This is a genomic window from Collinsella aerofaciens (genome assembly GCF_028206995.1).
GTDB lineage: Bacteria > Actinomycetota > Coriobacteriia > Coriobacteriales > Coriobacteriaceae > Collinsella > Collinsella aerofaciens_AQ.
On record NZ_JAQLFL010000006.1, the window covers coordinates 55,104 to 73,925 of the forward strand.

Here is an 18,822-nt window from a genome sequence, read left to right on the forward strand (position 1 = left end):
AGCTACGAACGGGGGCGTTTCTGGTCTGCGGAGTGTTTTCAGGGGTTAACCTGCGCTGCCTTCTACCGTCACGTGGCATTCAGGGCATCTGGGGTGGACGGCGGCTTGGCTACGAGCTGGGGCTGAAAATCTGAATGGATGGGTGCCGTTGCTGGGAGCGCAGGCGTTGCTGATGATGATCACTTTGGAGATTGAAAGGCCGGTGGGCTTCGGCGGTTGTTGTGCCGGAAACTACATCCCAGTTTGGAGGCGGATTGTGGGATGTGGCTTCCGCCTGGGACCTGTTTGGGAAACTTTGGGACGGAATTTTGCTTTATTGTGGGTCGCACTTTCCGCAACGTGCCTCAACCGGAAAGCGTGTCCCAGTATTTGCGCTCGAAATGGGATGGGGTTTCCGCCGTCCACCTGCTAGCAAAAAGGCCTCCGGAGCTGTTGCTCTGGAGGCCTTTCGTTTACTTGCAAATGCGCGCGTTAGTTGTTCTTGGTCAGACGCTCGACGTCGTGGGCGATCATGTATTCCTCGTCGGTGGGGATGACCATGACCGTGACGGCGGAACCGGCGGCGCTGATGACCTGCGGGCCGTTGCCCACGGCCTCGCGGTTCTTGTTATTGTCGATGCGCACGCCCAGCCACTCAAAGCAGTCGCAGAAGGCCTTGCGGATCGACCAGTCGTTCTCGCCGATGCCGGCGGTAAAGGTGATGGTATCCACGCCCGCCATGGAAGCGATCATGGAGCCGGCCTGCTGCATAGCCTTATAGGCGAACATATCGAAGGCAAGCAGGCAGCGCTCATCTCCCTCGGAAGCGCGCGTGCGGATGTCGCGGGCGTCGTTGGAGATACCCGAGATAGCAAGCAGACCAGACTGCTTGTTCATCATGTCGTCGACTTCCTGATAGCTGTAGCCGCCCTCACGCTGCAGGTAGCACACGGTAGCCGGGTCGATGGAGCCGCAGCGGGTTCCCATCATCAGGCCGTCAAGCGGCGTGAGCCCCATCGTGGTGTCGCGGCACACGCCGTCCTCGATGGCGGCAAGCGAGGCGCCGTTGCCCAAATGGCACGAGAGCAGGCGGTGGCAGCGCGAACCCAGGATCTCCTTGGCCATCATCCACTCATAGCGGTGGCTCGTGCCGTGGGCGCCGTACTTGCGCACGTGGTACTTGTCGCACACGTCCTTGGGCAGCGCGTAGGTATAGGCGACCTCGGGCATGGTCATGTGAAACGAGGTATCGAAGACGGCGACGTTGGGCAGCTCCGGATACTTCTCGCGGCAATACTCGATTGCTGCGGCCTCGCCGTAGTTGTGCAGCGGAGCAAGCGGTGCCACCTCGAGAATCTTGGCCATAACCTCGTCGTCGACAACTGCGGAATCATCGAAGTGCCAGCCGCCCTGAACGATGCGATGCCCAATGCCATCAATCGTAAAGTCGGTCTTCTCGAGCTCCTCGAGCACGCGAGCGATAGCAGAGCGATGATCGGGGAAAGGGACCTCCTCGGTTTGCTTGGCGCCACCGTTCTCGGAGTGACCAAAGATGCCCATGTCCGATCCGATACGCTCGCAGTTGCCCTTGGCGAAAACCTTGCGGGTATCGGTATCCAAAAGCTGATATTTAAGGCTTGAGCTGCCGGCGTTGACAACAAGTACGTTCATGAGACTCCTTTGCAGTGCAATACGGTCGACGCAGACCCCTTAAGGCGGCCGCATTTTAATAAGAAGTTATCACAACTTAATAAATAGCTATCAGGCATATCGCCCAACGAGCATAAAAGGGGGGCCGAACGGCGCTCGGTCGTCCAGCCCCTCCCCTCTTGCAATTACTTGCCGTTGACGATGCGCTCGACGTCGGAAGCGATCATGAACTCCTCGTCCGTGGGGATGACGAAAATCTTGACCTTGGAATCCTTGGCAGACAGGCACCAAGCGCCATCGCCACGCAGGGCGTTACGGGCATGGTCCATCTTGACGCCCATAAAGGCCAGACGGTCGGCAACGCCGGCGCGAACGGCCGGAGCGTGCTCACCGATGCCGGCGGTGAAGACCAGCGTGTCCATGCCACACATGGAAGTGGCCATCTCGGCAGCCTTGGCGGCAATCTTGTAGACGAACATGTCGAAGGCGAGCTGAGCCTCGGGGTCGCCAGCGGCGGCAAGCTCCTCGACGTTGCGGCAGTCGTTGGTCTTGCCACCGGTCACAGCCAAAAGGCCGGACTTCTTGTTCATCATCTCGTCGACCTCGTCGAAGGTGTAGCCGCCCTCGCGCTGCAGGTAGCACACGGTAGCCGGGTCGATGGAGCCGCAGCGGGTGCCCATCATGACGCCGTCGAGCGGGGTGAGGCCCATGGTGGTGTCCATGCACTTGCCGTCCTCGATGGCGCACAGGGAAGCGCCGGAGCCGATATGGCACACGACGACTTTGCGGGCCTCGCCGTCGGTCATCTCGGCGACCTTCTTGGAGATGTAACGGTAGCTGGTGCCATGAGCGCCATACTTACGGATGTGCAGCTTGTCGCAAACGTCCTTGGGCAGGGCGTAGGTCTTGGCGACCTCGGGCATGTTGAAGTGGAAAGCGGTGTCGTAGACCGTAACGTTGGGCAGGTCGGGATACTGCTCCAGGCAGTACTCGATAACGTTGGCCTCGGGGTTGTTGTGCAGCGGCGCCAGCGGGGCGACCTCGCGAATCTTGGCGAGAACGTCCTCGTCGACAAGGGAGGAATCGCCAAAGTACCAGCCGCCCTGAACGATACGGTGGCCAATGCCCTCAATCTTGACGCCGTTGGCCTCGAGATCCTTCAGGACGGCCTCGATGGCGACCTTGTGGTCGGGGAACTCGATGTTCTCGGTCACCTTCTTGGAACCGTTGGCAGCATGGGTGAAGGTACCGCCGGTAAAGCAGACGCGCTCGCAGGAGCCCTTTGCGGACACCTTGTGGGACTTGGTATCGATGACCTGATACTTAAGGGTCGAAGATCCTGCGTTGACGACCAGAACGTTCATGTGTCTCCCTACTAACAGGCGGTGTGGCGCCGCCAGGTTACATACGCTTCAATAATAAACCCAAACGCCCTCGCGCTCGGGTTTATTGCGTTGATATATAAGTTATCGGTGCTTGAGCTTCCGTTTCATTGCAAGGAAAAAGCGCCCTCAGATGAGGTTCTCGCCCAGGTTTTTGCCGCCGAGGACGTGCATGTGGAAGTGCATGACGGTCTGGCCGGCATTGACGCCCTTGTTGGAGATGACGCGGAAACCGTCCTCCAGGCCCTTGGCCTTAGCGACCTCCTGGATGGCGTGGGCCATGGCGCCCATGGTCTCGGCAGGCACGTTGTCGGCGATGTCGCTGTAGTGCTTCTTGGGGATTACGAGCGTGTGGACCGGCGCCTGGGGGTTGAGGTCGTCGAAGGCGATGACCTGATCGTCCTCATAGACAACGGTCGAAGGGATCTCGTGGTTGGCAATTTTGCAGAAGATGCAATCGCACATGGTTGGTTCCTTTCTCACAGACCAAGGCAATTATATTTGGTCGGGATGGTTAGAACGAGAGGTTGTCGTCCGTGTTGGCGGCTTCGCCGTCGGCGAGCACGTCGTTGCCGTCAACGTCCTTAAGAAGCACCGAGACCTTCTGCTCGGCATCGGACAGGCGGGTGCGCAGGCTCTTGAGGAGCTCGACGCCGCGGGTATAGCTCTCGAGCGATTCCTCGAGCTCCATATCGCCCGACTCCAAGCTGCGAATGATGAGCTCCAACTCCTGCGAAGCCTGCTTGTACGTAAGCTGCTCGACCGGGGTCTTCTCTGCCATAGCTGTTTCCTTTCCCAAAGGTTTATCACTGTAAAACGCGGTCTATTCGACCGTATTGACCGTTGCTGCCACGTTGCCGTCTGCCATGCGCACGCGAATGGCGTCGCCCGGCTTAAAGGTCTTGGCACTTGTAGCCACGCCGTCAACGCTGTACGCGATGGAATAGCCGCGGGCAAGCACCTTGAGCGGCGACAGGGCATCGAGCGAAGCCGCTGCACGGCCCAGGTCGGACGCTGGCTTGCTGAGCATCGTGCGCCCCTGATGCTCCAGGCGGGAGCTTGCGAGCGTGAGCGCATGGCGCTTGCCATCGAGTCCTGAGGTGCTTGCGATCAAGCGCTCGGGTAGACGCTCAAAGTTGGAGCGGAATGCCCCAACCGAACGCGTTATGGCGCCGGACAAACGATCGGCCGTCAGGGCAAGCTCAGACTCGCGACGCTCAACCATAAACGTTGGGTCGTTGAGGCACGGGCGGCACGCAGCCGCATCGAGCGCATCGCCCAAGCGAGCCGTATAGGTATCCCAGGCACGGCGACCGCGCTGATCGAGCATCTCCAGGTCGACCTGGGCCGACCCAATCATCGATGCCATCGCGGCACCCAGACGCTGATAGCGCGCCTCGAGCACATCGGCCAACTCCGTCATAGCCGGCGCCACCGATTCGGCCGCCGCCGTAGGCGTGGAGGCGCGACGGTCGCTCACCATGTCGCAAATCGAGGTATCGGGCTCATGGCCAATGCCGGTCACCACGGGCACGGGGCAAGCCGCCACCGCGCGGGCAAGCTCCTCGTCATTAAAGGTCATGAGGTCCTCAAAGGAGCCGCCGCCGCGCACCAGCAAGATGCAATCGGGCGCCGGCGTAATGGCAGCGGCGCGGCGCAGGCCTTCAATGAGCTCTGACGGCGCACCCTCGCCTTGAACTTTAGCCCCCACGCAAACAAGCTCGACAAGCGGGTTGCGACGGCGCAGCGTGCGCTTGACGTCATCGATTACGGCACCCGAAAGCGAGGTGACGACCGCCACGCGCGAGCAGAACACCGGTATGCGGCGCTTGCGCGCTTCGTCCATCAGACCCTCACGGCGTAGCTTTTCGGCCAGTTGCGCCACTTGTTGACGCAGCAGACCCTCCCCCGCCAGCGAAAACGAGCGAGCGACAAAGCTCATACGACCCGTGGGCTTATAGAGGTTGAAGCTGCCCTTAAAGCTCACCTGCATGCCGTCACGCAGATCGAAGGTACGCTTGAGATAGGCGCCCTTCCAGATGATGCAGTCGACGGCGGCCGAGTCGTCTTTAATCTGGAAGTAGCAGTGGCCGCTTCGGGCGTTGGGACCACGGAAACCCGTGACCTCGCCCAGGACACTCAGCTGCGGAATGGCATCGAGCGCACCGGCGGCGATTTCTACCGCCTGGCTCACGCTGAGCTCCTTGCGCTCCCGCTCGTCCGAACCGTCAAACTCGGCGGAAACGGTATTGCCGGTCAGATTCCAGCCTGCCACGCAGCCTCCTTTCGTCATCGTGCACAAGGGCTTCGGCCCTGCGCAAATTTAAGTCCAACACATAGTACAGCGCCGCGGGGACACGAATCCCCGCGGCGCCCAGCGACCCAATTTGTTATCGGTTGGAGTTTCTGTTGTAGCGAGCCATAAGATAGAGCAGCTGAATAATCGAGGTGAGCGCAGCGGCAACATAGGTAAGCGCGGCAGCCGTCAGTACCTTCTTGGCACCGTTGACCTGCTTGGAACTCATACCCGACTGCTCGATGTACGCCACGGCGCGTCGGCTGGCGTCAATCTCGACAGGCAGCGTAACGAGTTGGAACAGTACACTAAACGAGAAGAAGATCAACGCGAGGGATGTGAGCCCGGCAATGTTCATAAACAGGCCCAAGAGCAACACGATGGTCCAGGTGTTCTGGGTAAAGTTGACGACCGGCACGAGGGCGGTACGTACTTTCATCATGGCATAGCCGCTTTGACGCTGGGCGGCATGGCCCGCCTCGTGGCAGGCGACGGCAACACTTGCGACCGAACCGCCCGAACGGTTGGCATCCGACAGATACAGGTTGTTATCCTGCGGGTTGTAATGGTCGGTGAGCTCACCGGCGACACCCTTGATACCCACGGCATTGCAACCGTTGGCGTCAAGCATGCGGCGAGCAACCGTGGCGCCCGTGTCGCCGTCCGAGCGAACCTTGGACCAGGTCTTGTACGTCGAATTGATATAGCTCTGCGCAGCAAGGCCAAGCACTGTACAAACAAGAACAACCAGCAGGTACAGCGGGTCGATGCCAAAGCCGTAACCATAGTAATAAGGCATGCGAATTCCTCCGAATCGAATTACACGTTGGAGGCATTCTACCCACTCAACCGGCTAGGCTTCCCTACAGGAGCTCGATTTTGCCGTCCTTCACCGTCAACCCCATATTGCCCGAGAGCAAATCGTCCAGGCGTGAGCCCACGAGCTCGAAGCGCCAGCCTTCGCGCAGGGGGCTCTGCTCGGGGTGCTCAATATAGTCGGCCAGGTCATCGCGCGAGGCAATGACCGAGGTCGCCACGCCCGAGCGCTCGGCAACTAGGCGAATGAGCGCATACATCAGGTCCGTCACGCTCTCCAACTCCGGAGAGATCTGACGATGCCCGCGCACCATGAGCGGCAGGCGATCGTGCGGGCAGCTCGCGCCGCGCTTGATGGCCATGAGCGCGCCGTCCACGTCGCGCTCCCCCAACTGATCGGTACCGCGAATGCTACGGAACTCCTCAACGCGCACGGGATTGCGCTTAACGAGCGCAAGCAGCGTGTCGTCGGACATGACCCACTTGCGCGGGATGTTACGGCGCTCGGCGCGATCCTCGCGCCAGGCGGCGAGCTCGCGCGCGATGCCCAACTGGTGACGGCTGCACGAATTGATGCGCTTGACCTTACGGAACGCCTCGTGGCGATCGGCACGGTAGTGCGACTCATCGACCAGAGGACGCAACTCGTCGAACACCCAGTCCACGCGGCCCAGCTCGCGCAGGCGGCTCATCATCTCGGTATAGGCGACGATCAGGTATTTGACGTCATCGATCGCGTACTCAATCTGCTTATCGGTCAGCGGGCGACGCGACCAGTCGGTCAGCGACTCGGTCTTGGGCAGCGAGACGCCGCAAAACGTCTGCACGAGCGCGCCGTAGGAAATCTGCTGGCGCTCGCCCAAAAAAGCGGCGGCGACCTGCGTATCGAAAATCGGTCGTGGCAGCACGCCCACGGTATGGAGCATGACCTCCATATCCTGCGAGCAGGCGTGGAAGACCTTGGTCACGCTCTCGTCGGCCATAAGCTCGGCCAGCGGCGAGAGGTCGTCGATTACCAGGGGATCGACCGCGACGCTCTCGGCAGGGGTGGCAATCTGAACCAAGCACAGACGCGGATGGAACGTGCGCTCGCGCAAAAACTCGGTATCGACGGCAATCGCGTCGAACTTACGGGCGCGCTGGCAAAAGTCGAGTAGAGCCTGATGTGTGGAAATGTACATATCAACCCATCGAATAAGGTTAGGCCCGAAAAACACGGGTAGGATATCGGCATTGCCTTACAACTATACTCGGTTAGTCACAGAACGGAAACGTAAGTATGCGCTGCCTTATCATCCACAACCCGGCATCGGGCCCCAGCTCAGATGAAATCTACGCATTTACGCACGCCCTCGCGCAGGGCGGCGACGAGGTCGTGATGCGCTTTATCGGCGATGGCATGGAGCCCGAGGACGCCGTGGCAGACGTGCGCGAATTCGATCGCGTGGTGGTCTCGGGCGGCGACGGCACCGTCTCCAACGTGCTCGACCAGATGCGCGGATGCGGTGTCCCCACGCTCGTCTTCCCCTCCGGTACGGCCTGCCTGTTCTTCAACAACATCGGTAATGCCCCCGAGGCGGCGGCGCTTGCCAAGGCTTGCCGCGCCGGTCGCACGGTCAAAGTGGACATGGGCGAGCTCTTTTGGCTCGACGAGAACGGCAACGAGAAGCGCCACGGCTTCATCATCATCGCCGGCTCGGGCTTCGACGCCGAGATCATGATGAAGGCCGCCCCCACCAAAAACGACATCGGCGAGATCGCCTACTTCCTCTCCGCGCTCGCCACGCCCAATCCCACGGTGGCGCACTTTACGATTGAGCATGACGGCATTGTCGAGGAGCTCGACGGCATCTGCTGCATGGCCGGCAACACCTCGGTCATCCAAAACGACATCAACCTGTTCCCCGACTGCCGTATGAACGATGGCATGGTCGACATTGCGGTCATCGAACCCGTAAAAACTGTGCAGCTTCTACCGACTGTGATCACCGCCGCACTCGACCCCGCCGGCAAGGTACTCGGCCGCCCGCAGTTCAAGATCATCCAGACCAAGGAAGCCAAGATCACCTGCACCCCGTCGCTGGGCATGCAGTTCGATGGCGAGATTATCTCCAGCAATTCGGGCGTCTTTGGAGCCCGCGCGCTTCCGCAATGCCTCGACCTCATCGTCGACGAATTCTCCCCGCTCGGAAAATAGGAGGACCCTATGAACGACAATCCCCTGCTCGGCTTTATCATCATCGTTTTGGCCATGCTCGTCGGCTATGCGATCAACGTGATCCACCGCCGGAAGAAGTAATTCCACATTGGTATGATATTCATCCAATTATCGTCTCCCCTGCTGTTTATGCATTTGCCAAACAGCGGGGGATTTTCATTTCAGGCATTCCCAGCTACTTTATTCGGCTACAGTAATTACAGGGCGTCTTTATTAAAGTAAAGCTACAAACTGAGTACAATTAACCGCTCGTCGCATATTTCATCACGCTTATCGAGTAAGTGTCTTTCATAGATGAATATTGTTTCCAGTTCGTTACGCTAATGGGGTGTCTTTATTGGCTGAAGCCCTCTGGCGACAGAGGGCTTTCGCACGCTGGGAAGGAAAATGAGGAAAACTCACCCCGTCAACGCGCTCAAAAAGCTTGGCATAGGCCTCGCCTTTGGAGCTGCAACCATCATGTCCATGCCGACATCTGCGCTCGCCTGCACGCAGATGTACATGGGCAAAAACTATACGGCCGACGGCAATACGTACTACGGCCGCGCCGAGGACTTTGACAAGCGCTATCTTAAGCACTACGGCATCGAACCTGCCCACGAACCTGGCTTTAAGTACAGCTCGATTGAATCTGCTTTTGAATACACTTCGAACAAGCCTACCTATCGTTACAGCTATGTACGCGACCACCCCTCCAACTGGATGGGTCGCACCGACGCCTATTCCGAGGCCGGAATCAACGAGAAGGGCGTCTCCTGCTCTGCCACGCTAAGCACTTCCTATAACGAGGAGGCCGATGCAGCAGACCACATCGATGAGAAAGTGGGTCTGGGCGAGTACAGTTACGGCAGCATCATCCTGGGCGAGAGCGCCACGGCCCGCGAGGGCGTCGAGCTTCTCGGCAGACTGATCGATGATCAAGGCGTCTGCACCAACGACCAGATCATCATCGCCGACAACAACGAGACCTGGCTGTTCGCCACACTTTCCGCCCATCAGTGGATCGCCATGAAGCTCGCTGACGACGTCGCGTCGCTCAACCCTAATATCGGGAGCCTCAACTACGATGTCGACCTTGATGACCCCGAGAACTGCCTACACTCCGAGGGCATCGAGTCCATGCCCGTGGAGAAGGGCTTCGCCAAATACTCCGCTGACGGCAAATTCGATGTCGCCCAAACGTATGGCGAAAGCCTCGCCGATTCCGGCGTAAACCAGTGGTCCCGCTATGTGCAAGGCCGCGATTATTTTGGTAGTCAGCTGACCGAAGGCACAGATTACGACATTATCACAGTAAAGAAGGATGGAAAACCTGACCAAAAGGGAGCCATGGTCAGCGAAATCCAGCCCCTGTTCTTCAGGCCTGGCAAGTCTGGCTGGAGCACCTTTGAGCTGATTCGTGCCTTTGGCAACCGCGGCGAGAACGTCCCTGGCCTCAACGCGAACACTGATGGTGTTTATTGCATCGGCAGCGAGCGCAACACCGAGATCAACCTCTTCCAGATTCGTCGCGGGTATGACCCCGAAGTCGCTACCATCCAGTGGGAAATGCTCTCCCGCGCCGCGTACTCCGTCGCCATCCCGTTGTACTCCGCTCTGATAACTGAGGTCAGCCCGTACTTCAGCGATCAGACCGTCTCCTTCGATCACTGCAAACAGACTGACGTCGTGTACAACGAGGAGCCCGAGAACTCAATCAACTACGTCCTCATGGACATCAGCTCGCTCTGCTTTGAGAACCCTGACACCCTTGGTATCAGCGTCCGTGCCTACCTCGATGCGCTCCAGAACGAGCTCATCGAGCAGAACAAGGAAGTTGACGCCGCCATGCTAGCCGAGACGACCACCGAGGGCCGCACTGCCCTGGCCAACAAGGCCGGCAAGGCTGCTACCGAGAACACCTACGTCAAGTGCAAGGCCTTGCTCCAGGAGATGCGCGCCTATCTGAAGGCTGAGAACTTCGACCAGCCCTTCACCCCGAGCGACCTGAACACCGAGACCAACGGCCTCAAGGTGTCCATCACCTACGCCAAGGACGCTCTTGCCACCGACCCGGTAACCCCGGATCAGCCTGGCACTCCCGAGCAGCCTGGTACTCCTGAGCAGCCCGGTACCCCCGAGCAGCCCGCTAAGCCCGAGCAGCCCACCACCAAGCCCGAGAAGCCTGGCAAGTCGGACACCACGACCACGGTAACCACCAACAAGGCGAACACCAAGGGCGGCCTGCCCACCACCGGTGATCGTTTTGATGGCCGCGTGGTGGCTGCATTCGCCATCGCTGGCGTTGCCGTCATCTCCGCGGGCGGTTACTTCCTCTACCGTCGCAATAAGGAGTAACGTCCTAGCTGAGCGGGCAAGGCAGCAATGGCAGCCTCGCCCGCTTAACCCGCCTTTTGACCGGCGGGAAACCCGCATGAAATCTTTTTCAAAAAGATTTCCCCGCATACACTTCGCTGTGCTATAGTGCAGCGCAACAGCAACTAGGTGCGACCGCGCCACGGCATCACGAAAGGAGCCACCAACATGAAGAACACGATGAAGTCTCTCAACAACTGGTGGTGGCGTGATGCGAATACGGTCGGTCGACAGTGAGTCCCTCACGCCTGTTTTTGCGCTCTAGGTGATTGGAAGGCCTCCGGTTTCGACCGGGGGCCTTTTTCTATCTCGAGCCCGATCGCATTCGCATCACGCGCCTCCGCTTTTCTCTTGCACTCCCCTTCCGAAAGGATTTTCACCATGTCTCAGAACACCACCGCCACCCAGCCCCGCACCGTCCAGACCGCCGACCGCGGCAAACTCGACGTCCGCGCCCTCGTCCTGCTCGCCATCCTGCTCGCTGCAGGCTTCATCCTCAACTTCACCGTCGGCAAGGCCATCTCGGGCATCTCGGGCGGCATGATCAGCCCCGAGTTCATCATCTCGGCCTTCTGCCTCACCATCCTGGTCGTTCGCCCCAACATCGGCCAGGCGCTCGTCATTGGCCTCATCTCGGCTGCCGTGATCCAGATCACCACCACTTCGCCTTTCGTCGATTTTGCCGCCGAGGGCATCGCCGCCATGCTCATGGCCGGCATCGTCAACGCCGCCGGCAAGAACGGTCAGGTCAAGCCCGCGATCGCCATTGTCGCAACCTTCCTGACCACCTTTGTCTCCGGCGTCATCTTCATGGTCATCAAGATGGCCATGCTCGGCGTGGTAGGCGAGCTCGCCGCCGCTATGCTGCCCGTCGTCGCCATGACCGCCGTCTTTAACGCTATCCTGGTCGGCGCTCTCTACCTGCCCATCCAGAAGGCCCTTAAGCTCAACTAACCTGCTCGGCTTTACGAGCCACCCCATCTTGGCGTTCATTCGTCGCTCGCGTACCCAAGTACGCTTCGTTCCTCTTTCGCGCCAACCTGGGGCACCTCGTAAAGCCGTCTCCGTACTTCACCACCAAAGACTGTCCCAAACAACGAGCTTTTGGGGACGTTCTTAAACGACTAGTCATTAAAGAACGTCCCCAATGACTATGAAAGGTATCCATGGAAACGATCATCAACGTCGACGATGTCTCGTTCTCCTATGGCACGCAGACCGAGCAGGCGCTCAGCCACATCTCGCTCAGCGTGAACAAGGGGGATTTCATCGGCATCATCGGGCCCTCGGGCGCCGGCAAGTCCACGCTTGCCGCCTGTCTGTCGGGCGCCGTGCCCCACCACTACACCGGCACGTTCTTTGGGTCCGTCATGGTCGACGGCCACGACACCTGCGAGGTCTCGCTGACCGACGTGTCGCAAATCGTCGGCAGTGTGCTGCAGGATATCGACACGCAGATGGTCGCTTCGGTCGTCGAGGACGAGACGCTCTTTGGCCTCGAGAACTTTGGCGTTCCCCACGACCAGATCGAGCAGCGCGTGAGCGAAACGCTCGAGACCGTCGGCATCAGCGACCTGCGCGACCGTGAGATCGCCACGCTCTCGGGCGGACAGAAGCAAAAGGTAGCCATCGCCGCCATCCTCGCCATGCGTCCGCGCGTCTTGGTTCTCGACGAGCCCACCGCGGCACTCGACCCCGCCAGCTCCACGTTGGTTTTCGAGACGCTGCGTGAGGCAAACCGCGCACTTGGAATCACCATCGTCGTCGTTGAGCAAAAGGTCGCCCTGCTCTCGGAGTACTGCAACCGCGTGCTCGTGCTCAACCATGGCGAAATTGCGCTGCAGGGCGAGCCACACGAGGTCTTCGCGCATACCGACGAGCTCCGTGCCATCGGCGTCGACTGCCCTCGCGTCACGCGTATCTTCAATAGCCTCGAGGCCGATGGCCTGGTAAGCGGTACCCCCTGCTTGGATGTCGATGAGGCCGAGCGCATGATTTCGGGCATCGTCGACCCCGCACGCGCGGCTATCGAAGCCCAGGCACCCGCCGGTTCCCCGCATGCACCGTCGTTGCGCCCTCATGCCAAGGACGCCGAACCCGTACTCACCTTCGACCATGTTGAGTTTGCCTATCCCAATGGCGGCGCCGCCGTACACGACCTTAGCCTGACGCTCTATCCTGGCGAGCTCGTGGGCATCGTCGGCCAGAACGGTGCCGGCAAGACCACGCTCACCAAGCTGCTCACGGGCCTGCTCAAGCCCGCCTCGGGCAGCGTGCGCGTCACGGGACTGGATACCGCAGCCGTTTCCACGAGCCGCATCGCTCGCGAGGTCGCGACCCTCTTCCAAAACCCCGACCGCCAGATCTGCAAGGACACCGTGCTCGACGAGGTCGCCTTTGGCTTGGAGCTTGGCGGCATGGACCGTGCCGAGGCTCTGCGTCGCGCCCAGCTCGTCATCGACCGCTTTGGCTTGCCAGCCGACGAGGCGCCCTTCTCGCTCTCGCGCGGTCAGCGCCAGATGGTGGCACTCGCCTCTGTCGTGGTCGTAGAGCCCAAGATCGTTGTGCTCGACGAGCCCACGAGCGGCCTTGATTACCGCGAGTGCATGACCGTCATGGAAACGGTGCGCACCATGGCCGAGCGCGGTTGCGCCGTTATCATGGTCTGCCACGATATGGAAGTCGTCTCGGATTTTGCCGAGCGCATTGTGGTAATGGCCGACGGTCGCATCCTCGACCGCGGCCGCACGCACGAGCTATTCTCGAACATCGATCTCATGCGGCGTGCCTACGTGGAGCCTCCCCAGGTTATTGAACTCTCGCGCCGTCTGGCATCTTCCGTCTCGCCCGCTTTTGCGCAGGTGAGCGAGGTCACCGATGTCGTTCGAATTACCAAGGAGATGGTCCACCGTGGTTAACGTCATCGACTACATGCCGGGCGATACGCTGCTGCATCGCCTGAACCCCGTCGTCAAACTGGGCCTCGCCGCCGCCATCATCGTCGGCATCTTTTTGTCCGACACCTACGTGGCGCTGCTGGGCTTTTTGGCACTCACCCTTGCACTGGGTGCCTATGCCGGCGTCGTCAACCGTCTGTTCTCGCTGCTCAAGTTGCTGATTCCGCTCGCGCTTATCATGCTGGTGCTCCAGCTGGCCTTTATGCGCGATGGCAACGTGGTGTGGAGCTTTATCACCGACACGGGCCTCATCACGGGATCGAAGGCCTGTCTGCGCCTGCTGGGTGTGGCGTTACCACTCATCCTCATGCTCATGGTGACCAAGCTCAACGACCTTGCCAACGCCTGCGTCGAGGTGCTGCACGTGCCGTATCGCTATGCCTTCACCTTTACCACGGCGCTGCGCTTTGTGCCGGTGTTTGGTCAGGAGATGAACGCCATCATGGAGGCGCAGACCGCACGCGGCGTCGAGTACGACACCAAGAACCCCATCAAGAAGCTTAAGCTCATGCTGCCACTGTGCGTGCCGCTGCTCATCTCGAGTGTGGGCAAGACCGATGCCACAGCCTTGGCGGCAGAACAGCGCGGCTTCTATCTGCGTACGCGCGCCAGCTCGTACAAGCGCTACCCCATCAAGGGCCTGGACATCGCCGTGCTCATCGTCAGCATCGCCCTCATCGTCATCGGCTTCCTGTTCTAGTTCACCACCGACAGCAACCGCCCCAACGCAAAAGGCTTCGGCTCGCACCAAACGAGCCGAGGCCTTTACTGTTTCACCAGATAAAACCTACCAAAATAAACCTGTCCCTTTTTGGCAGGTCGGAAGCTAGAGGCGGTAGGGGGCGCCGCTGCGGATGATGGATTCGCGCACCAGGACATCCATGGCGTCGAGGGTGATCTCGGGCATCTCTCGGTACTTTTGCAACACCGAGAGCTCGGTGCAGGCCAGAATGACGCGGTCGCAGCCGCTACGGGCGAACTCCCACATCACGCGGTCGAACTTATCCATATCGGGCTCACGTCCGGCCTTCACATCATCGTAGATAAGCGACATCACATCGTTCTGACGTTTCTCGCTGGGATAGACAACCTCGACACCCGCGGCCTCGCATTCGCGGCCGTAGACGCCCGCGCCCACGGTGCCATCGGTTCCCATGAGGCCGATCTTATGCACCGGCTCGGCCGGCATACTCAGGTTGGGGTCGAACTCGCACTCCCCCATCACCGCACCGGCCAGAGCATAGCGCACCGACTCACGCGGCATGTGGATAATCGGCACCTTCGTAAACGACTGGATCTGGTCATAGAAGTAGTGTGACGTGTTGCAGGGAATGGCAATGTGTGCACAGCCCAGCGACTCGAGTGCCTGGGCGCACTCTTTCATGGTCGCCAGCAGTTTGGCATGCTCGCCGGTCTTAATGGCCAGCGTGCGGTCGGGCATGGTCGACTTGGAGAGTACCACCATGTCGATATGTTCCTGATCGCAGGCAGCAGCCGTATGACGCACCACCTGGTCGTAGTAATACGACGTGGCCTCGGCGCCCATGCCGCCGATAACTCCCAGCTTTTCCATCGCCGCCTCCTTGGTGACGCTTGCGCAATTGCGCGTATCATACCCGCGCCCGCCCGATGCAAACCGGACGGGCGCCGCGCTCATCTACTTGTAATACGTCTTGAACAGCTTAAAGTGGCGCAGCTTGGTGTGCCACATGCGCAGCCAGCGGTTAAAGACAAAGTCGCCCTTCATAAACGAAGGGTCGGCGCCCTTGCCCTCCTTGTCCAGGCGATGCACCTTAGCGCGCAGCTCGGGATCCTTGACGTACTTGTCGACGACGCCCATGGGGACGACCATCCACAGGGCCTCGTCCTGCGCCGTCACAAACTCCGGCTCAAACGGGCGGTTGAGCACATACTCGTCCACCACATACTTGGCAACGTTAAAGCCGCTGTTGGTAACGTAGTAGTTGCTGCGACCCTGGCGCGTGTTGAAATCGAAGAACTTAAACGAGCCATCGCGCTCGTCGTACTTAACGTCAAAGTTGGAATAGCCCACAAAGTGAAGGTCCTCGAGCAACTTGCGCACGCCGCCCATGAGCTCGTCGTTGGGCTCGGTAATGATACAGGCATGGTTGCCGACACCGTGGGGCTGATGCTCCTCGAGCAGCACATGGCCCAGGCACATCATGCGGACCTTACCGTTGCGGTCGGAATAGCTGGTGAGCACGCGCATGTACTCGTCGTTGCCGGGCACGCGATCCTGCAAGATCAGATCGTCGGTGTAGCCGCTGGCATACGAATCGCGAATGACCTGTTCCAGCTCGGCGCGGTCGGCAATCTCATAGGCCTTCTTCTGGCCCTCGAACTCATGCTGCCACCACATGATGCCGTCGGAAGGCTTCAGAATCATCGGGTAAGGAAAATCGATCTGGTCGAGCACTTCGGCAGGCGCCTCACCCTGGGCATTGAGCATCGCCTTGGTAAAGGTAAACGTGTGCGGATAGGGCACGCCATGCTTCTCGCACAGCTCGTAGAAGATCTCCTTCTTCTGGCACTGCTCGAGCATGCTGTAGGGCGCGTAGGGAGCGACGATGTTATCCGCCAGCTCATGAGCATCTTTGGCCTGAGCCACGAGGGCAACATAGTTATCGCCACAGCCCACAAGGACAATCGTCTTGTCGGCATGCGCTTGGGCAATGCCGTTGACGGTTTTGAGCATCACGGGCATGGTGTCGATATCCACGTTGGGCGTGTAGTCGATAATCTGGCTGCGGTACGCGGGGCCCGTCTGATACTTGCCAAAGACCAGACTCTTGACCTGGTACTCCTCGTAGAAGGCGCGCGCCACCGAATAGGCGTTGATGTCGCCACCGAGCAGCACGGGAATGAACTCGCGCTCTGTAAATTGCAATGCCATGGAAACTTCCTATCATGAACTGCCCACACAACGGGCGGTCTTTGCGCAACTGATTTATTCTAGCGTGCCAAGCCGCCGGCGCCCAAAGCTCCACCGTATCTATGGCAGTCGACGTAATCGTCCAGCACGAAGACGGCGCTCACCGTTGTATGACAATGGGCAATGAACCTACCATTGTTGTAGGATTCAACATGTTGCCCGCCCCGTCGAAAGGTGCACCGTGCCCCAGGCTCATCCGATCAACAACCCCATCATTGACGCCGCAAAGCGCGAACTTGCGGATCGTGCCCAGACGGCAGCTCCCCTACGCACCGCAAACGATGCTTACAACGGGCCTGTCCGCATCGTCTCAATCAACACGTCGGAGCACAAAGGCACGCGTAAGTCACCCGTCGCCGACGGGCACGACACCGTCGTCGAGCAGTTTGGCCTCGCCTCCGATGCGCACGCCGGGCATTGGCACCGTCAGGTCTCCTTTTTAGCTGCAGAGTCTATCCAGACGGCGCAGGCGCGCGGGCTCGATGTGCACGAGGGCGACTTTGGCGAGAACTTCACCACCCAGGGTATCAACCTGCTCTCACTCCCCTTGGGCACGCAGCTCAAGCTCGGCAGCGAAGTGCTCGTCGAAATCAGCCAGATCGGCAAAGTCTGCCATACCCGCTGTGCCATCTACTATCTCGCCGGCGACTGCATCTTTCCCCACGAGGGCGTTTTCGGCGTGGTACTAAAGGGCGGAGAGGTCCATACCGGCGACGAAATCCAGGTGGTCAAGCTCGGCGACGGCACTTGCTCGTTCACCCCCGCCGAGGCGCTCGAAGAGATTGAGCAGGCTCGCCAGGAGGGCACGCTGTAGTTGTAAAACCCCACGTTGAGATAGCTTTTACAGCCCAAAGTTCCTCTTAAACAGGCCCCCGTAACGTTAAAGTTGAACTCTATGGTTTCTCAACAATTCATCATAACTGCAGGTCAAAGCCAAAGCCTCAAGTTCAACTTGACCCTTTGGAACCTTTAAGGTTCAAGTTGAGGTCGAAAGCAGTAGTAGAATACCGTTCGAACCATAACCTACGATTGATTGCAGAGGGACTGGATGCAGCATTCGAATCATCGCACCGCAGCGCTCATTGCGTCGAAGCCGGCTCGTATCATCACGAGCGCCGCGCTCGCCGTTGCGCTGACGGCCTCGCCGATGCTCTCCCCCGTTGCGGCGTATGCCGCCTCGCAGGCAACGCAGGACCAGCTTTCCGCAGCCCAGCAGAAGATCGAAGCCGCCACGAGCGCCTACAACGACGCCCGCACCAAACTCGATGACCTGCAAAAGCAGATTGACTCCAATGAGGCAAGCATCGAGGAAATCGAGGCTAAGCTTCCCGAGCAGCAGGCCAAGGCAAGCTCCGCCATGCGCGATCTGTACAAGTATCAGAAGGGCACCAATCCCATCGTGAGCTTCCTGGTCAACGCGCAGAGCCTGGGTGAGTTCATCACGACCTGCAAATACACCAACCAGATCACGAGCTCGAGCGTCGACGAGATCGAAGAGCTCAATAACATGCAAACCGAACTCGAGCAGAACAAGGCCGAGCTCCAGCAGGCCAAGTCACAGCTTGAGGCAGAGCAGAAAAACGCCGAGGATGCGCTGGCGCAGGCCCAGCAGCTCCGCAGCGAGGCACAGGAAAAAGCCGAGCAGGAAAATGCCGCCGAGCTTGCCAAGCTTGAGGCCGATAAGGCCGCTGCCGCCGAAAAGCTCTCGGGCGAGGGCGTAAGCGGCAGCAATTCCAGCAGCCAGGCCACCAACACCAACACCACCATCGACACCACGGTGAACAACGCCAATACCGGTAGCTCCGATTACGATTCGTTCATTAATGAGTGGACGAGCCGCATCGACAATTATCTCGCCGGCTCCCCCATGGCAGGCCAGGGCTATAACTTTGCCGTCGCCGCTTGGAATACCGGTGTCGACCCCCGTTGGTCCCCCGCCATCGCCTGCATCGAAAGCACCAAGGGTGCTTATTGCGCCAATTCTTACAACGCCTGGGGCTGGAGTGCACGTGGCGGCGGTTGGCGCAGCTTTGGCAGCTGGAGCGAGGGCATCTCCGCTCACGTTGCCTATCTGGGCGCCAACTACGGCTCCACCCTTACCCCGGCAGCGGCCAAAAAGTACTGCCCGCCCACGTGGCAGGACTGGTACAACAAAGTCGCCGCTCAGATGAACCGCATCTAAGTGCAACTGCAAAGGGCCCCAATGGGGCCCTTTT

Annotated in this window: 16 protein-coding genes; 7 read left to right on the plus strand and 9 right to left on the minus strand. The window is 59.6% G+C overall.

Annotated features, from left to right (window positions below):
* Positions 1-471: 471 nt before the first annotated feature.
* The 7 genes from PMX60_RS05780 to rnd all read right to left on the minus strand — a co-directional run bounded on the left by PMX60_RS05780 (position 472) and on the right by rnd (position 7,304).
* A complete protein-coding gene (locus tag PMX60_RS05780) occupies positions 472-1,650 on the minus strand; it encodes an acetate/propionate family kinase (protein WP_195361193.1) in 1,179 nt (392 codons plus the stop codon).
* A gap of 164 nt (positions 1,651-1,814) precedes the next feature.
* Positions 1,815-2,993, minus strand: a complete 1,179-nt coding sequence (locus PMX60_RS05785) for an acetate/propionate family kinase (RefSeq protein WP_271747211.1) — start codon at positions 2,991-2,993, stop codon at positions 1,815-1,817.
* A gap of 147 nt (positions 2,994-3,140) precedes the next feature.
* Entirely contained in the window at positions 3,141-3,476 is a 336-nt protein-coding gene (locus tag PMX60_RS05790) for a histidine triad nucleotide-binding protein (protein ID WP_035137921.1), read from the minus strand.
* A gap of 49 nt (positions 3,477-3,525) precedes the next feature.
* A complete protein-coding gene (xseB, locus tag PMX60_RS05795; RefSeq protein WP_006234311.1) occupies positions 3,526-3,792 on the minus strand; it encodes an exodeoxyribonuclease VII small subunit in 267 nt (88 codons plus the stop codon).
* A gap of 42 nt (positions 3,793-3,834) precedes the next feature.
* Positions 3,835-5,286, minus strand: coding sequence for an exodeoxyribonuclease VII large subunit (gene xseA, locus PMX60_RS05800; protein WP_416377922.1), 1,452 nt, complete (start codon positions 5,284-5,286; stop codon positions 3,835-3,837).
* A 115-nt stretch (positions 5,287-5,401) separates the two neighbouring features.
* Entirely contained in the window at positions 5,402-6,106 is a 705-nt protein-coding gene (locus tag PMX60_RS05805; protein WP_227790106.1) for a zinc metallopeptidase, read from the minus strand.
* Between the two features lie 64 nt (positions 6,107-6,170).
* Positions 6,171-7,304: a ribonuclease D gene (rnd, locus tag PMX60_RS05810; RefSeq protein ID WP_161115935.1), complete on the minus strand. Its 1,134-nt coding sequence runs from the start codon at positions 7,302-7,304 to the stop codon at positions 6,171-6,173.
* 98 nt (positions 7,305-7,402) lie between these two features.
* Between rnd and PMX60_RS05815 the strand changes: the two genes are divergently transcribed.
* The 5 genes from PMX60_RS05815 (at position 7,403) to PMX60_RS05835 (ending at position 14,353) form a co-directional block, all read left to right on the plus strand.
* Entirely contained in the window at positions 7,403-8,320 is a 918-nt protein-coding gene (locus PMX60_RS05815) for a diacylglycerol/lipid kinase family protein (RefSeq protein ID WP_156597430.1), read from the plus strand.
* A gap of 408 nt (positions 8,321-8,728) precedes the next feature.
* A complete protein-coding gene (locus PMX60_RS05820; RefSeq protein WP_271747212.1) occupies positions 8,729-10,678 on the plus strand; it encodes a C69 family dipeptidase in 1,950 nt (649 codons plus the stop codon).
* 399 nt (positions 10,679-11,077) lie between these two features.
* Positions 11,078-11,650, plus strand: a complete 573-nt coding sequence (locus PMX60_RS05825) for a hypothetical protein (RefSeq protein ID WP_117840202.1) — start codon at positions 11,078-11,080, stop codon at positions 11,648-11,650.
* A 212-nt stretch (positions 11,651-11,862) separates the two neighbouring features.
* The gene (locus PMX60_RS05830; RefSeq protein ID WP_271747213.1) at positions 11,863-13,614 is read left to right on the plus strand and encodes an ABC transporter ATP-binding protein; all 1,752 of its coding nucleotides are present in this window, start codon (positions 11,863-11,865) and stop codon (positions 13,612-13,614) included.
* Positions 13,607-14,353: an energy-coupling factor transporter transmembrane component T family protein gene (locus tag PMX60_RS05835; protein ID WP_271747214.1), complete on the plus strand. Its 747-nt coding sequence runs from the start codon at positions 13,607-13,609 to the stop codon at positions 14,351-14,353. The genes PMX60_RS05830 and PMX60_RS05835 overlap by 8 nt, the downstream gene beginning before the upstream one ends.
* A gap of 126 nt (positions 14,354-14,479) precedes the next feature.
* Here the strand turns inward: PMX60_RS05835 and PMX60_RS05840 are convergent, their stop codons facing one another.
* Together PMX60_RS05840 and PMX60_RS05845 are read right to left on the minus strand one after the other, a co-directional pair.
* Complete coding sequence (locus tag PMX60_RS05840) at positions 14,480-15,226, minus strand: aspartate/glutamate racemase family protein (RefSeq protein WP_271747215.1); 747 nt, start codon at positions 15,224-15,226, stop codon at positions 14,480-14,482.
* An 84-nt stretch (positions 15,227-15,310) separates the two neighbouring features.
* Positions 15,311-16,567, minus strand: coding sequence for a carboxylate--amine ligase (locus PMX60_RS05845; protein ID WP_055287233.1), 1,257 nt, complete (start codon positions 16,565-16,567; stop codon positions 15,311-15,313).
* Positions 16,568-16,787: 220 nt separating this feature from the next.
* Between PMX60_RS05845 and PMX60_RS05850 the strand changes: the two genes are divergently transcribed.
* Positions 16,788-17,420 (plus strand): MOSC domain-containing protein, encoded by a 633-nt coding sequence (locus tag PMX60_RS05850; RefSeq protein ID WP_271747217.1) that lies wholly within the window; start codon positions 16,788-16,790, stop codon positions 17,418-17,420.
* A 234-nt stretch (positions 17,421-17,654) separates the two neighbouring features.
* Positions 17,655-18,788, plus strand: a complete 1,134-nt coding sequence (locus PMX60_RS05855; protein ID WP_271747218.1) for a coiled-coil domain-containing protein — start codon at positions 17,655-17,657, stop codon at positions 18,786-18,788.
* The last annotated feature ends 34 nt before the right edge of the window (positions 18,789-18,822 follow it).